Here is a 15,700-nt window from a genome sequence, read left to right as displayed (position 1 = left end):
TTAGTAGCTTGTGAATCACCCTATATGACGGCAAAAGTGCTATTGCGTTAATTGGCAATAATGAAAGTTACTTATTGCAAAGCACTGGTGAGACGGGCAACGTTATCCACGTACTGCTTGTGGAGCGGGCGCGTACTCCATTGCTCCTCGGTCAACAGCGCCGAGCGTTCTTTGTATTCGTTAGTGAGCTCTCGCAGTGCATTGAGTAACTCGCCCTTGCCGACCATCAAAGAGATCTCGTAGTTCAGGCCAAAGCTGCGCATGTCCATGTTGGAGCTGCCCATCACAGCCACCTCGCCATCGGCAATGGCGAACTTGGAGTGCAGCACTTTCGGGTAGGGGTATAGGTACATGTGCACACCGGCCTTTAAAAGCTCGGAGTAGTACGAAGCCTGGGCATGCCCCACCAGCGGTTGGTCCGACTTCTCGGAAACATATAGCTCCACCCGCACCCCGCGGTAGCAAGCCGTGGTCACGGCTTCCATGAGGGACTCATCAGGGATGAAATACGGGCTGATCAGCCGCAGCGTGTGCTTTGCATGATGGGCGATGGAAGTGAAAAGGCGCAGGTTTGGCTCGGTGGTAAACCCTGGACCGGAGGGCACGACCTGCATGATGTCAGCGCCGGTGTCCTCATTGTTCGTGTCCAATCGCTGTTTGGCATCCGTGGGGTTGATGAGGTTCAGTTCTTCATTGGTCTCGGTGTACCAGTCCACGGCGAACACAGAGTTGATGGTGCTGACGATCGGGCCGGTGAGCTCCGCCATGACGTCTACCCATTCACGGCCGATCTTGTGGTTCTTTGAGCTTTGATAGGGTGCCTCGATCATGTTCTGTGAACCCATGAATGCGACCCGGCCATCCACGACCACCAGTTTGCGGTGGTTGCGCAGATCGGGACGGCGGAAGCGCCACTTCAGTGGTTGCAGCGGCAGCATAACTTGCCAGTCCACACCCATAGCGCGCAGCTTCTTGCCCAGCTTCTTGTTGCCCTTGTACTTGTGGGCGCCGATGTGATCCCACAGCACGCGCACCGTCACCCCACGTTGCGCGGCTCGGCCCAGTGCCTCGAAGAAAGGTGCAGTCGTATCATCCCAGGCCATGATGTAAAACTCGACGTTGACGTAATCTTTGGCCGAGTCGACAGCGCGGGTCATTGCAGCAATCGATTCCTGATACTCCGAGTGCAGTGCAGTCATCGTCCCGTCGACGGCAGGCAGAGCTGTCAACTCGCGATTGAGGCGCACCAGCGAGCGCAGCTCGTCACTGAGTTCGCTTTCTTCGGGTACGTCGGGTTCGTTGGAGCTCATCGTGCGGATCAGTTCGTTCGCCTGGTTCTGGATGCGGTGACGACGTCGGTTGATCGCTGGTGATCCCATTAGTAGGAATAGGAAAATGCCAAGGAAGGGGATCAGGAATATGGCGAGAAGCCAGGCCATGGCAGACGTTGGGCGTCGTTCTTTAGGAACCCAGCCGAGGGCAAAGACCTTGAGCATGTAGTCCAGAACAACCAGCGTGACCTGCCACCATTCCAAGTCGTCGGTGAACTGGCTAAACAGGCCGAGGAGGTCGGGGAGGGGCATGGCTTATGCCTCACCGTCTGAGTCGTAGTCCACGATCACGGGTGCGTGGTCGGAGGCACCTTTGCCCTTGCGCTCATCGCGATCGACCTGAGCGCCTGTAGGGGTGATACCGCGGGAGTACTGCAGGTCGATGCACATCCCCTCGCCCTTTTGGAAGCGCATGGCCTGGTAATCCCAGTAGGTGTATTCGTCGGCCACCAGGTCCGTCGCGGCCTGCATTCCCGCATCCTCTAAAGCACGCAGGCGGGCGCGCTCATTGGGGGTTACGTGCGTCCTTCCGTTGAAGTAGCTGCGATCCCATACGTCCACGTCGCGCGGGGCGATGTTGTAGTCGCCGACCAGGCATAACTTGTGGCTGCTCTTTCTTTGTGACGCCCCCACGCCCGCGCCACTGGCGTATTTCGCGAGGGCATCGAGCCACCGCAACTTGTAGGAGTAGTGCGGATCCGCGATCTCTCGGCCATTCGGAACGTATAGGCTCCAGATCTCCACGCCACCGCAGATAGCGCCAATGGCGCGCGCTTCCAGGGACTGTGTGGCGTCCAGATCCTTGTCGAAGCCGGGTTGGCCGAAGTCGGTCTGGACATCTTCGAGCCCCACCCGCGACAAGATGGCGACACCGTTGAAGCTATGGAGGCCGAAGTGAGCTTGCTCGTAGCCCGTGTCGGAAAAGTCCGGGAACTGTTTGTCGGTGCACTTGGTTTCCTGCAGACATAGCACGTCAACGTCGCTGCGCTGCAGAAATGCACGCACCCTTTCCTCGCGGGTGCGGACAGAATTGATGTTCCACGTGGCGATACGCATGGTTAAGCATTCTAGCGTGTACGCAAACTACGACTGCGGTGGTGTTCGCTGAATCCGAGCTTGTGGTACAGGGCTTTTCCGGCGGTGTTGGAGTCTATGACATCCAAATAGGCTTGGGTGGCACCGTTGGCGGCGCCCCAATCCAGAAGATGTTGGCACAGTAGGGTTCCCAGACCGCGACGGCGGTAGGTGGGTGTAACTGCGACGGCGGAATAGCCTAGCCATCCATTGGTGATGGTGGCGCGGGCGATGGCTGCGAGATTGTCGTCGACGGTGAGGCGTGCGAAGCCCAGCTGTCCGTCGATACGGTGGCTCAGCAGGTCCAGTGCTTTCCGTGGGAGGGGTTGTCCGCGGAACTTGTACATGGAAAACCACTCAGCATCGGGTTCTGCATCCACAGTCAGTTCCACGCCCGCGTCGGTTAGAGAGGGGATCTGGAGGTGACCGTTTGGGTCCGAGGTATGACGTTGCCCCAGTTCTTTGCTCATAACGAGGATCTCTGGTCCCCGCTGACCTGGGAGATGCTCGGCGGCGCGTCCGATTCGATCGGGGATCATTAGTTGGCAGGGAAGTCCGTGGGAGCTATAGAACTCCTCCAGCTGGGTCAAAGGAACTTCTTGCAGGCCGGCATTGGGGCCGATCGGCACCGCAGAGTTGCTGCGTTCGGTGATGCCATCGCCTGCGCGCGCCAGCCACCCGCCAATCAGTTGGTTATCGATGCCGGGGAACGCGGCCGCTTTTGCCGTTTCCAGAGCGCGGATATCGCTGTTGCGCACCGGCTTGGCGCTGAGAGTCTTGAGCACCACTACGTCCTCATCGGCGATGATTAGATCGTCGACCTGCAAGGGGCTTACGCTGCGCAGCACACCGATCGCATCGGTAACGGTGTTGGTGTTCTGGCCGGTGTTGTGTACCAGGTGGCGCACCACTACGCGTGTGCCAGGCCGGATACTCACCGGGTCGGTGCGACGGGAAATCGGGAACCCGAAGCCCTCCACGCGCCGCGCGCCAGCGTGGGCGGCGGAGAAGGTCGTGTCTTTATTCATGCCCGAAAGGGTCCTCGTCCACGCCGGGAGTCCAGGTGTTGCCCGCGTGATCCCAGCCCTCGGCCTTGATGGCCTTCTTTGACTTGCGCTTCCAACGGCCAATCAGAGTATCGGTGTATAGGAAACCGTCGAGGTGCCCGACTTCATGCTGAAGGCAGCGGGCGAAGAAACCGGTGCCTTCCACGATAACTTCTTCACCGTTTTCATCGAGGCCAGTTACTCGTGCCCAGTCGGCGCGCCCGGTGGGGAAGGAATAACCAGGGACGGACAGGCAGCCTTCCTCATCCTCCTCGTCGTCTGGCATGGTCTCTGGGATCTCGCTGGTTTCTAGTACCGGGTTGATTACGCAGCCGCGGCGCATTGCGCCCAGTTCTGTGTCGGGGCAGTCGTAGACAAAGAATCTTTTGTTGACGCCAACCTGGTTGGCAGCGAGCCCTACGCCATTGGCGGCGGAGAGGGTCTCGAACATATCTTCGATCAAGGTGGCGAGGTCGCCGATCTCGGCAGGATCTACCTCGGTGGTGGGGTTATGTAGGACGGGGTCGCCACAGATGACGATAGGCATGATGGTCATAACAGACAGTCTAGAATCTAGTTCCATGTTGTCAGACCGAGAGATCGCCATTTTGGAGTTTGAGCGCCGCTGGTGGCTGGATAACAGTGCGAAAAATGAGCATATCCGCGGTGAGTTCGGGGTGGATCCAGTGCGCTATTTCCAGCAGCTCAATCGCTTGATAGAGCGGCCGGAGGCATTGGATTTTGATCCAGTGTTAGTGCGGATGCTGTTGCGCCGCCGCGACGAAGGGTAGCGCGCTGGCTAGAGCGCTCGAGTGAAGCGCGGAGAAAATGCGCGTGTCAGGCTTGTTACTAATGTTACAGAAGTTAAAATCTGAGGCGTGACTGAATCGAATCGACCACGCCATGCACTCGACGACTCCGCGGATGATGAGAACCTCGGCCTGCCGCTGCGCGGCCTGGCCATGATCCTGCTCGCCGTAGCCGTTCTGCTGATCGGCTGGGGCGTATTCTCCATGACTAGCAAGGACTCCGAAGAATCCCCTCAAGCTAGCCAGAGTCAGCAGAGCCAGCCGAGCCAGCAGGGTCAGCCGGATCAGAAGGGGCAGCAGGGCCAGCAGGTTCCGGCAAAACAGGACGCTTCTGCGACATCGCCTTCGGAATCTGACAAGCCGAAGCCAGAAGACGAACAGGGAAGCCGCGAAAACGCTTCCGCTGCAGACCGAGGCGAAGGTGAAGCGGCAGGGGCGGAAGGTAGCGTCAATAAAGAAAACACCTACGTTGCCGTCCTTAATAACAGCCCCATCGCAGGGCTCGCCGGCGACGTAGCTAACAAGATGCGCGACCAGCAGTGGAACAAGACTGGCGTGGGTAACCTACCGGACGAGTCGGGTACGTTCCCGAAGTCTGTGGTGCTCTACCCGAAGGGCAATGACGCTGAACGTCAGCTGGCTGAACAGCTTGCTTCGGATCTTGGCATCGAGGCGCGTGAGCGCGATGAGGTGACGGATCGCAGCCTTGAGGGAGTAAAGATGCTGGAGGGGGAGCGTCCCGCGGGTGTGGTTGTTGTGACAACAAATGACATGCCCCGCTAAAGTAAATATATTCTTTTAACTTCTGCCTAGATCCGTTTAAGGGGCCAAGATGGACTTCCCGGGTTCCGCACCTACTGTCGGCATTGAGTGGGAAGTCGCCCTGGTCGACCCCGAAACTCGCGACCTGGTACCGCGTGCCGCAGAACTGCTGGAGCGGATGGATGAAATCCATCCAGGCCATAAGGTTATCCGGGAATTTCTGGCGAACACCGTAGAGATGGTGTCGAGCGTGCATTCCACGATTCCTGAGGCTGTTGAGGATCTGCACTGCCAGGTGAAACAGCTATTAGAGTGTGCGGATGACATAGGCGTAAACCTGTTCTCGGCAGGTACCCACCCATTTGCGCATTGGGGAGATCAAAAGCTCAGCGAAAAGGGGAGCTACCAGGAGATCATCGAGCGCACTCAGTACTGGGGTCGGCAAATGCTGATCTGGGGAGTCCACATACACGTAGGCGTGGGGTCCAAAGAAAAGGTCTGGCCTATCATCAACGCGCTGATGACGCACTATCCGCACATTTTGGCGATGTCGGCTAGTTCACCCGCGTGGGAAGGGCTGGATACTGGCTACTCCTCCAACCGCACACTGCTGTACCGGCAGCTACCGACTGCAGGGATGCCCTATCAATTCGAGTCGTGGGAGCAGTGGGAGGAATTTAACCGGGATCAAGACCGTTCCGGAGTGATTAATCACACCGGTTCGATGCATTTCGATGTGCGCCCCACCAAGTACGGCACGGTCGAGACGCGCTTTGCCGACGCGACGATGGAGCTGTGGGAGCTTGCTGCCATCGCGGCCTACACCCATTGCTTAGTGGTGTACTTCGAGCGCAGGCTGGATGAGGGTCATGAGCTGCCAAAGCTGCAGCCTTGGCACGTTGCGGAAAACAAGTGGCGGGCCGCGCGCTATGGTCTGGATGCGCTGATTATTACCGACCGAGATACCAATGAGGCACTGGTCACCGACGAGTTGGACGCATGGGTGGACAGGCTCACGCCATTGTCCGAGGAGCTGGGCTGTGCGGCAGAGCTGCAGGGTGTACGTAGGCTTATCGCCCGCGGTGGCGACTATGCCCTGCAGCGGGCAGCAGCTCGCGCACACGGTGCAGCGCCGGAACCCGGCACCCGCACCCGTGGCGACGATGGGGTAGAAGGTGGCTTTACGCAGCCAGGGGCCTGGACCGCGGCAGTAGATCTGACGGTGGACTCGCTGCGTAAGTCTGTATAGCTCGTGAGCTATTAAAAGTGCAGGCGGGAAGCCGCGTTGCACAGAGCGTTCGCGATAGAAGTATCGCGATCCGCGCCGAAGCCGACGGCCCATACACGCTTGGACTTGTGCACCGCGTAGATGAAGGTCACGGTGGCCTCGAAGATGTCGTACTGGTGGAACTCGGCGATCTCTACCTGGAATCCGTGGTCGGCCAGAGTCTCGCTCATGGCAGAGGAAGCTCCCATGGCGGTGATCTGTACGCGAGTTGACTGACCATCAGCGCGCAGGCCGCTGATTTGCATGTCAAAGTCGTGCCGCCCCAGCGAGCGACGTGCGGACTTCAGGTAGTCCACGCGGATCGTAGCGGGAGCGTAGGTGCGGATAAACTTCTTCCACTCCATGCCGCGTGCTTCCTGACGCATGCCTACCGGCAGACGCTGGCCGAAACGAGCGCGGAAAGGATCCTCCGCGAAAGTACGGGTGCGCTTGCGACGCTTTTCGATACGGGTGTGAACCGGCTCGCTGTACGTCTTCGCGGTGGAGCGACGGCCGCTGGGGAGCGGGGTGTATACAGGCGCATCTAGATCCAGGTCCTGGTCCGGGCTCGCAAAACGGATCAAGGTCGTGGTGTTCGTAGAGGAAACGTTCATGATGACTCGAATTTCTGGAACAAGATCTAGTGGCTTAAAAGGGGCGCCGTGGGGGCGCCTCTATAAAATATTGCTACTTAAATAATGTAATCCGTCTCACTATAAGAATCAAATTGTTGTTTAGTTCTCATTAGGTGAGATTTTCGGCGGTGCGTAGCAGGAATAGCAGTTCTGCCGTCGCGATGGCTTCGATCTCCGCCGGATCCACCGATTCGTCCGCCGAGTGGATGCGGCACGTCGGTTCTTCGATGCCGAACAAAGCAAGCTCTGCCTCTGGGTGGGCAGCCAGCAATTTATTTGTTAGCGGGATGGATCCGCCGGACGCGACCTCCATAGTCTTCTTGCTGTACACCTCGCTCAGTGCCTCCCCGAGCAGCTGCAGTGCCGGGCCGGAAGTATCCGCCTGGAAGGCTTCCGCCAAAGAGCCACGCTCGATCTCCATCTCCGCATTGACCTTCTGGCTTTCCAGGTGCTTGACCAGCAGATCCTGGCATTCCTGCGGGTCGCGTCCCGGGGGGACGCGCAGGCTAACTACAGCCGCAGCCGTTGCAGGAACAGAGTTCACCGAGTTCGCCACGGATAGCGCATCCAAACCTGTGATCGTGATGGAGGGGTTCATTACCGTCAAATCGTTCGGCTGCCACTCGCCGGCGCCGTAGAGCTCTACGCCCTCGGTCACCGTGGCATTGTCGCGGAATGCCTGTTCGGTTGGTCCGACGCCACCCCAACGCTCCTTTGGTTCCAATCCCGGGACGGCCACCAGGCCGTCGCTGTCGTGCAGGGTGGATAGTAGTTGCACTAGCTCTACGAGGGCATCGGGAGCCGCGCCGCCGAATTGGCCGGAGTGCATGGGTTGCTCCAGGGTGCGGAGTCGCACTGTCACCGGTGCGGAACCGCGCAACGCGGTGCAGAGGCTTGGCTCGCCCAAAACGTCATTGCCGGAATCGGCAATCAGGAAAGTGTCGGCAGCGAAAAGCTCCGGCTTCTCGGCCAAAAGGTCCTCCAAGCCATAGCCTCCGCGCTCTTCCGAGCCTTCGACAACGATCCGGATGCCGAGTTTCTTAGCGGCGGGGAAGTGGGCGTCCGAAAGAATGGAAAGGGCGCGCAGTACCGCAACGTGCATGGCAACGTGGCCTTTGCAGTCAGCGGTTCCGCGGCCATACCAGCGACCATCGCGCTCGGTAAGGGTCCACGGGTCATCGGTCCACTCGGTTACATCACCCGCAGGCTGAACGTCGAAGTGCGAATAGAGAAGGATGGTGGGGTAGCCCTCGGCAGGTTCACGCAGGCCAATGACGGAGGTGGAGCCATCGGTGGTGACATGGCCGCTGACGGGAATGCCTACGCTGGTGAAAGCATCAACGACCCACTGGGCGGCCGCGGCGTTATCTTCCTCCAGTCCTGAGGTGGAGTGGACAGACTTGAAAGATACGAGTTTGGTGAGGTCTTCCTTGAGCTGCGGCATCTGCTCTGCGATGGCGGTGCGTGCGAGGTCTAACTGAGAGGCATTGGAATCAATGTTGGTATCGCTCATAAATAACTACTGTAGCGACCGTCTCGGACAGCTGACTCTCCTGGACAGTATCTTGCAGACGGCAAGGGAGGGTGCTAAAAACGGGGTTAGCACTTGAACTAAGGGAGTGCCAGAAAATAACCGTCAGATGAAGTGAGGGTGGACGTCGCGACATTCGTCCCCCGTGCCGTCGCGGGCGCTTGATCTGAACCGTATGTGTCGCCAACTCTAACGGAGGATCGAAAAGCCTCATGGCTAAAATGATTGCATTCGACGAAGAAGCACGCCGCGGGCTGGAAAAGGGTCTGAACACCCTGGCAGACGCGGTTAAGGTAACCCTCGGCCCGAAGGGACGCAACGTCGTCCTGGAGCGCAAGTGGGGCGCCCCGACGATCACCAACGACGGTGTGACGATCGCTCGCGAAATCGAGCTGGAAGACCCCTACGAAAAGATCGGCGCAGAGCTGGTCAAGGAAGTTGCCAAGAAGACCGATGACGTCGCTGGCGACGGCACCACCACCGCTACCGTTCTGGCCCAGGCTCTGGTCCGCGAAGGACTGCGCAACGTGGCAGCCGGTTCCAACCCAATGGGTATTAAGCGCGGTATCCAGGCTGGCGTGGAGAAGGTAACGGCTGAGCTGCTGGGGCACGCCAAGGAGATCGAGACTCAGGAGCAGATCGCCGCTACCGCCGGCATCTCTGCTGCCGATGAGAAGATCGGCCAGCTGATCGCCGAGGCTATGTACAAGGTCGGCGATGGCCAGCTGAACAAGGACGGTGTGATCACCGTTGAGGAGTCCAACGCTTTCGGTGTGAACCTTGAGGTTACCGAGGGTATGCGCTTCGACAAGGGCTACATCTCCGGTTACTTCGCCACCGACGTAGAGCGTGGCGAGGCTGTTCTGGAGGATCCGTACATCCTGCTGGTTAGCTCCAAGATCTCCAACGTAAAGGATCTGCTGCCGCTGCTGGAGAAGGTTATGCAGTCCGGCAAGCCGCTGCTGATCGTTGCTGAGGATATCGAGGGTGAGGCTCTGTCCACCCTGGTTGTGAACAAGATTCGTGGCACCTTCAAGTCCGTCGCCGTGAAGGCACCGGGCTTCGGCGACCGCCGCAAGGCACAGCTGCAGGACATTGCGATCCTGACCGGTGGCCAGGTTATCGCGGAGGAGGTTGGCCTGTCCCTGGAGACCGCCGACCTACCAATGCTGGGCACCGCCCGCAAGGTTGTGGTGACCAAGGACGACACGACCATCGTCGATGGTGCAGGTTCCCCGGAGCAGCTGGCTGGCCGTATCAAGCAGATTCGCCAGGAGATCGAGAACGCAGACTCCGACTACGACGCAGAGAAGCTGCAGGAGCGCCTGGCTAAGCTGTCCGGCGGTGTTGCAGTGCTGCAGGTCGGCGCTGCTACCGAGGTGGAGCTGAAGGAGCGTAAGCACCGTATCGAGGATGCTGTACGTAATGCTAAGGCAGCCGCAGAGGAGGGCATTGTCGCCGGCGGCGGCGCAGCTCTGCTGCAGACCGCTAGCGTGCTGGACGACAACCTGGGTCTGGAAGGCGACGAGGCAACCGGTGTACAGATTGTGCGCGCCGCTCTGGCTTCCCCGCTGAAGCAGATCGCCCACAACGCTGGCCTGGAGCCCGGTGTGGTTGTCGATAAGGTTGCCAACCTGCCTGTCGGTCAGGGTCTGAACGCTGCCACCGGCGAGTATGTGGACCTCCTGGAGGCCGGCATTTCCGACCCAGTGAAGGTGACCCGTTCTGCACTGCAGAACGCCGCTTCCATCGCCGCGCTGTTCCTGACGACTGAGGCTGTTGTCGCGGATAAGCCGGAGCCTGAAGCACCGGCTATGCCGGGCGCCGATGAGATGGGTGGCATGGGCGGCTTCTAAAGGCTTTAGCCCGAGTTTCTCGGGGCTTGGAAGAGTCCCGGAAAACTGTTAAAAATAGCTAGTTTCCCTAAAATTCACCTAGGTATACTAACTGTAAAATAGCCTCTGAGCTGGGACGTTACCAAACCGTTACCCCCTGCTGGGGGAATGGTGTGGGGAAGAGTCCTCTCAGGGGTTGTGTTGTTTCGCAGATACGCTACTGTATTCCCCAGACGGCCTACAGGGGGCGTCACTACCACTAGAAAGTTCTGGGCACAGAAAAACTGGCGCCCCTTATCTCTTAAGAGGAGAACATCATGATCGATCAGATTACCACCATCTTCGGCCAGCTGGGCGACTTCCTGGGCGGCTTCGGCAACATCTTCAAGGGCCTGAAGGACGTTATCAAGACCATCGTTGCATGGACCGGTGCTTCCAAGTAAGTTCCGCTTCTAGCGATTGTTAAAACCCCGGCTTCGGCCGGGGTTTTTTCATGCCTAATTGAGCCGTGCTGTATCGCAACATCATTCAGCGCTGTATGGCAACACCGAACGCACTAGACTAGATAGTGTTAATTAGAGTCTAAAAGCTTCAGGCGAAGGAGAACCTAGGCACATGGCCGAAGAAGAATTCCACATGGTTGATCTGGCCGCTACCGAGGGCTACTTGGTGGACGATTCGGATGAAGACGATCCGGTACTGATCACCCCCGACGGCCACCGCGTCGATACTTGGCGCGACCAGTACCCCTACGACGAGCGCATGAGCCGCGAGGAGTACGAAACCACCAAGCGCGCCCTGCAGATCGAGCTGCTGAAGTTCCAGAACTGGACCAAGGATACGGGCCAGAAGCACATCATCATTTTCGAGGGACGCGACGCTGCCGGCAAGGGCGGCACCATCAAGCGCTTCAACGAGCACCTCAACCCCCGTGGTGCCCGCACTGTGGCTTTGGAGAAGCCTTCTGAGCGCGAGTCCACCTCCTGGTACTTCCAGCGCTACGTCCAACACTTCCCATGCGGCGGCGAGATCGTCTTCTTCGACCGCTCCTGGTACAACCGCTCTGGCGTGGAGCGCGTGATGGGCTTCTGCACCAACGATCAGCACGCAGAGTTCCTGCGCGAGGTTCCTATGCTGGAGAACATGATCATGGGCTCGGGCATCTCCCTGACGAAGCTGTGGTTCTCCGTTACCCAGAAGGAGCAGCGCACCCGCTTCGCCATTCGCCAGGTGGATCCGGTTCGTCAGTGGAAGCTTTCCCCCATGGATCTGGCCTCCCTGGACAAATGGGACGACTACACCCGTGCCAAGGAAGAGCAGTTCCGCTACACGGACACCAACGAGTCCCCGTGGATCACCATTAAGTCCAACGACAAGAAGCGCGCTCGCATCAACGCTATGCGCTACGTCCTGTCGAAGTTCGAATACGCCGACAAGGACCACGAGGTCGTCGGCGAACCGGATCCGAAGATCGTCAAGCGCGGCCGCGACCAGATCGGCGACTAGTCGACGATCTCGATCGGGTTGCCCTGCCACCTAGTGGCTGCAGGCACGTGGTCGCCGCGCATAACTAGTGACGCCGGGCCGACCGTCGCTGCCTGCTCGATCGCTGCGGCAGGCAGAGCCACGCTGTGTGGCCCCATCGTTGCACCGTCACCGAGCGTGACGGTATCCAAACTCATCACTCGGTCCTGGAAAAGGTGCGTCTGCACCACACAACCCGGGCCTACGCTGGCGCCCCGGCCGATCTTCACCAGATCCGCCTCCGGCAGCCAATAGGTATCCAGCCAAGCACCCCGGCCGATCTTTGCGCCGAGGGTGCGTAGGAACATATTCAGGCTGCCGGTGCCCATTGTGTGGGCCAAGAACCATGGGCCAGCCACGGTCTCCACAAACTGATCCTGCAGCTCGTTAAGCCAGACGAAAGCCGACCAAAGTTGGTGGTCGCCAGCCTTGATGCGCTGCACACACAGCCACTTCATCAACACCGTCACCGCCGCGGCTACAAAGCCCGCGCCGACGAGAACTACGCCAGAGACAGCGAACGTCTGCCAGATGCCCTGGTTTACCAGCACCCACTGAAGTGCCAGCACCACACCCGCGGCAATCATTGCGGAGGTCATCGGCGCCAGCAGGCGCAGAGTCTCCACAATGCCACGAGCGACCTTCAGGCCGAAGCCCGGGTTATAAGTACGGGACTCGCCGCCGGCTTCCACGGTCACGCGACGTAGACGCTCCGGTGGGGAACCCAGCCAGTTGCTGCCGGACTTCGTCTTCTCCGGGGTAGAGGAGAGCACAGCCACCAAAGAGTTCTTCTTCAGCGTGCGTTCCGGGCCGGCAATACCGGAGTTGCCCAGGAAGGAGCGCTTACCGACCTTGGTGTTGCCGGTAAGCATCCAGCCGCCACCGCCGAGCTCATAACCGCCGACCATCGTGTCATCCGCCAGGAATGCGCCTTCACGCACCTCTGTGAAGCGCGGCACCATGACGGCGGTGGAGATCTCCGCGTCCTTGCCCACCTTGGCACCGAGGCTGCGGAACCACAGCGGGGTCAGCTGGGCGGCGTACATCGGGAACAGCTGAGTACGCGCACTATCCATCAGGCGCTCAATGGCCCATACCCGCCAGCCACTGAGGCTGCGGACGGCCACCACGCCCGGCTTGAGGCCTATAGATAGCACGCGAACGAATAGCCAAGTCAGTGCGGTGTAGGTGGCAAATGCCACCAGGCCACCGGCTGCTGCAAGGGGAAGTGCCAGCAAGGGGGCGTCGGAAGGAACAAGCCACAGTACGAACGCAGCGGCGGCGAACAGGGCCACGAGGGGCAGCAGGGACATGACGATTGCGCTCAGCGCATAGAGCCAGAACCACATGGTGCGCCGCGGGGCAGCCTGCTCTGGGAAGCGGTTGCGGGCCTTGCCGACCTTCACCGCGGGCGAACCAGCCCACTGCGACCCTGCCTTGACCTTCTTGGCTCCCGTCACAGCCGAGCCGGGCTCGATGTGAGCACGTGCGCCGATGCGCGCGCCCGGGAACAGGGTAGAGCGGGCGCCGATGGAGGCATCCTTGCCGATCTCAATCCTGCCGACGTGCAGTACGTCGCCCTCCAGCCAGTAGCCAGAAAGATCCACTTCCTGCTCGATAGAGCAGTGCTTACCCAGAGTGAGCAGGCCGGTGACTGGTGGAAGGGTGTGCATCTGCGCCCCCTTGCCGACCTTTGCGCCCAGCCAACGAGCGTACGTGGTAATCCAGGCCGCACCCGAGACATCGCGTGCGCCAGAGGAATCCGCCACGCGTTCGGCAGCCCAGATACGCAGGTGAACCGAGCCGCCACGTTTGTAATCGCCCTCGCCGATGCCGGCGGTTATCAGGCGAATGAGCAGCGCGGACAGCGGCAGGCGGCCCAAGGGGGTAGCGAAGATGATCACTGCAGCAATGACCACGGCCAAGGGAACGTCGACGACCCACGGGAGGTCGCCCGCCCAGGAGGAGCCGTGGAAAAGGATTGCATTAAACACCAGGATCCAAGTGACCCATTGCGCGCCCGCTAGGGTTAGCGCCGGAATCTGGATTAGCGCCTGCGCCAGGCGGGTGCCGATGCCCACCGGTTTGGCGGGTTTCACGTCCTTGGCCTGTGCGCCGGAGCTGGTTCCCTTGGTACCGGCCTTCTCGCGCTTAGAGTCGATGTGCTCGGCCAGGGCGGCCAGACGAGAGTGATCATAAAGATCGCGCACGCTGACAGTCGGGACTTCCTTACGGACGCGACTGATCAACGTTGCGGCACCCAAAGAGGTGCCACCGAGATTAAAGAAATCCGCATCCGGGCTGTTCACTGCAGTGCCCAGGGCATCGGCGAACAGTTCGGCCAGCCATTGCTGGGTCGGGTTGTCGAACTCAGCGGTGCCAGTGGAGGGCAGTGGCCACGGCAGAGCTTTCTTGTCCACCTTGCCGGAGGTCGTTACCGGCAGCTCGTCCAGCGCGCAGAGGCGCGGAACCATGGCTGCGGGCAGTGCATCGCGCAGTTGCTGCAGAGCCTGCTGCTGGTCGAAACTCTCTACGCTTTCCTCTGTAGAGACGTATCCCACCAGTACCTTGTCTCCGCCACCGGTGGTCTGCACGACGACGGTGGAACTGCGCACGCCGGGGAGGGCGGATAGCGCCGCGTCTACCTCGCCGAGTTCGATTCGACGCCCACCGATCTTCACCTGGTCGTCGATGCGACCGACGAAGTACAGGCCATCTTCCTCGAGGCGTACGTGGTCACCGGAACGATAAGCACGCTCCCAGCCGAGCTCCGGCATGGGCGCGAACTTCTCTGCATCCTTTTCTGGATCCAAGTAACGAGCCAAGCCAACGCCACCAATGATGAGTTCGCCGGTTTCGCCCCAGCTGACCGGCTGGTTGTTGGCATCCACGACGGCGAGATCCCAGCCGCGGAGGGGAATGCCGATTGATACCGGGCGCACCCCATCCATGGTGGTTCCGCAGGCAACGACGGTGGCCTCGGTCGGGCCATATGTGTTCCACAGTTCGCGGGAGTCGGTGGCCAGGCGGGCGGCCAGTTCTGGCGGGCAGGCTTCACCGCCGAAGATCAACAGGCGTACTGCGTCCAGAGCTTCGTCAGGCCAGAGTCCAGCCAGGGTAGGCACGGTGGACACAGCGGTCACGTTGCGGGAAACCAGCCAGGGCCCCAGGTCCACGCCGGAACGCACGAGGGCACGCGGGGCAGGCACTAGGCAGGCGCCGTGGCGCCAGGCCAGCCACATTTCCTCACACGAAGCGTCGAAGGCGACGGATAGGCCAGCCAGGACACGGTCGCCAGGAGCCAATGGCTCATCCTGTAGGAACATTTCGGCCTCAGCATCCACGAAAGCTGCGGCGTTGCGGTGCGTTACCGCGACACCCTTTGGCTTACCCGTGGAGCCGGAGGTGAAGATGATCCATGCATCGGTCTCCAGGTCAGGGCCGAAGGTCTTAGCGGAATTATCGGAACCGGTGCTCGAACCGGTGTGCAAGGTCTCGTCAACTACCCGCAGCCCGTCGGCGCCGTAGATTGCGGCCACATTGGCTTCGCCAAAGACAAGGGAGGCTCGTTCCTCGGGGTCGTCGGCGTCCACAGGTACATAAGCAGCACCGACTGCGAGGGTCGACAGAATAGCTATGTAGAGCGCGCGATCACCGCTGGGCATGCGAATACCGATGCGGTCGCCGCGACCAAGGCCGCGCTCGTGCAGCCATTTAGCGGTCGTTTCGATCTCGTCGAGGAGCTCGGAATAGGTAATGACCCCCTTGCCGTCGTCGATGGCGGGGGCTTCAGGGCATGCCGAAGCCGTCGCACGAACAATGTCGATGAGCGTGCGAGGCTCCGGTGCCTCGTTAGAACGGAGGTACCGGGAAGGGATGTGCACTG

13 protein-coding genes are annotated in these 15,700 nt (G+C 60.1%); 6 read left to right on the top strand and 7 right to left on the bottom strand.

The features are described from left to right. Positions 1–71: 71 nt before the first annotated feature. From cls to ACWXWJ_RS03280, 4 genes are read right to left on the bottom strand one after another with little or no spacing between them, the layout of a single operon-like run. Positions 72–1,583: a cardiolipin synthase gene (gene cls / locus ACWXWJ_RS03295; protein WP_473963536.1), complete on the bottom strand. Its 1,512-nt coding sequence runs from the start codon at positions 1,581–1,583 to the stop codon at positions 72–74. A 3-nt stretch (positions 1,584–1,586) separates the two neighbouring features. Further along, positions 1,587–2,387: an exodeoxyribonuclease III gene (locus ACWXWJ_RS03290; RefSeq protein WP_473963535.1), complete on the bottom strand. Its 801-nt coding sequence runs from the start codon at positions 2,385–2,387 to the stop codon at positions 1,587–1,589. An 11-nt stretch (positions 2,388–2,398) separates the two neighbouring features. After that, positions 2,399–3,433, bottom strand: a complete 1,035-nt coding sequence (locus ACWXWJ_RS03285; RefSeq protein WP_473963534.1) for an N-acetylglutamate synthase, CG3035 family — start codon at positions 3,431–3,433, stop codon at positions 2,399–2,401. Further along, positions 3,426–4,007, bottom strand: coding sequence for a peptide deformylase (locus ACWXWJ_RS03280; RefSeq protein ID WP_473963533.1), 582 nt, complete (start codon positions 4,005–4,007; stop codon positions 3,426–3,428). Before ACWXWJ_RS03280 ends, ACWXWJ_RS03285 begins: the two co-directional genes overlap by 8 nt. A gap of 25 nt (positions 4,008–4,032) precedes the next feature. On the opposite strand from ACWXWJ_RS03280, the gene ACWXWJ_RS03275 reads away from it, so the two are divergent. The 3 genes from ACWXWJ_RS03275 to ACWXWJ_RS03265 all read left to right on the top strand — a co-directional run bounded on the left by ACWXWJ_RS03275 (position 4,033) and on the right by ACWXWJ_RS03265 (position 6,271). After that, on the top strand, positions 4,033–4,242 hold the full coding sequence (locus tag ACWXWJ_RS03275; protein ID WP_448306987.1) for a DUF3263 domain-containing protein: 210 nt from the start codon (positions 4,033–4,035) through the stop codon (positions 4,240–4,242). A gap of 87 nt (positions 4,243–4,329) precedes the next feature. Further along, on the top strand, positions 4,330–5,043 hold the full coding sequence (locus ACWXWJ_RS03270) for a LytR C-terminal domain-containing protein (RefSeq protein WP_473963532.1): 714 nt from the start codon (positions 4,330–4,332) through the stop codon (positions 5,041–5,043). Between the two features lie 49 nt (positions 5,044–5,092). Beyond that, positions 5,093–6,271, top strand: a complete 1,179-nt coding sequence (locus ACWXWJ_RS03265; protein ID WP_473963531.1) for a glutamate--cysteine ligase — start codon at positions 5,093–5,095, stop codon at positions 6,269–6,271. A gap of 11 nt (positions 6,272–6,282) precedes the next feature. Here the strand turns inward: ACWXWJ_RS03265 and ACWXWJ_RS03260 are convergent, their stop codons facing one another. Both ACWXWJ_RS03260 and ACWXWJ_RS03255 read right to left on the bottom strand, forming a co-directional pair. Further along, positions 6,283–6,903, bottom strand: a complete 621-nt coding sequence (locus ACWXWJ_RS03260; protein WP_448306990.1) for a hypothetical protein — start codon at positions 6,901–6,903, stop codon at positions 6,283–6,285. Between the two features lie 130 nt (positions 6,904–7,033). Beyond that, entirely contained in the window at positions 7,034–8,437 is a 1,404-nt protein-coding gene (locus ACWXWJ_RS03255) for a M20/M25/M40 family metallo-hydrolase (RefSeq protein ID WP_473963530.1), read from the bottom strand. A gap of 230 nt (positions 8,438–8,667) precedes the next feature. On the opposite strand from ACWXWJ_RS03255, the gene groL reads away from it, so the two are divergent. The 3 genes from groL (at position 8,668) to ppk2 (ending at position 11,796) form a co-directional block, all read left to right on the top strand. Beyond that, entirely contained in the window at positions 8,668–10,311 is a 1,644-nt protein-coding gene (gene groL, locus ACWXWJ_RS03250; protein ID WP_293792275.1) for a chaperonin GroEL, read from the top strand. A 296-nt stretch (positions 10,312–10,607) separates the two neighbouring features. Beyond that, on the top strand, positions 10,608–10,733 hold the full coding sequence (locus ACWXWJ_RS03245; protein ID WP_168163075.1) for a PorACj family cell wall channel-forming small protein: 126 nt from the start codon (positions 10,608–10,610) through the stop codon (positions 10,731–10,733). 172 nt (positions 10,734–10,905) lie between these two features. Further along, a complete protein-coding gene (gene ppk2, locus ACWXWJ_RS03240; protein ID WP_005296894.1) occupies positions 10,906–11,796 on the top strand; it encodes a polyphosphate kinase 2 in 891 nt (296 codons plus the stop codon). Here the strand turns inward: ppk2 and ACWXWJ_RS03235 are convergent. Continuing rightward, entirely contained in the window at positions 11,793–15,698 is a 3,906-nt protein-coding gene (locus ACWXWJ_RS03235) for a Pls/PosA family non-ribosomal peptide synthetase (protein WP_473963529.1), read from the bottom strand. The two genes, ppk2 and ACWXWJ_RS03235, sit on opposite strands and share 4 nt — an antisense overlap. Positions 15,699–15,700 lie beyond the last annotated feature (2 nt).

This window comes from Corynebacterium sp. p3-SID1761 (assembly GCF_055862885.1).
Note: the sequence above shows the minus strand (reverse complement) of the source record. Positions and strands in the feature narration are given on the sequence as shown.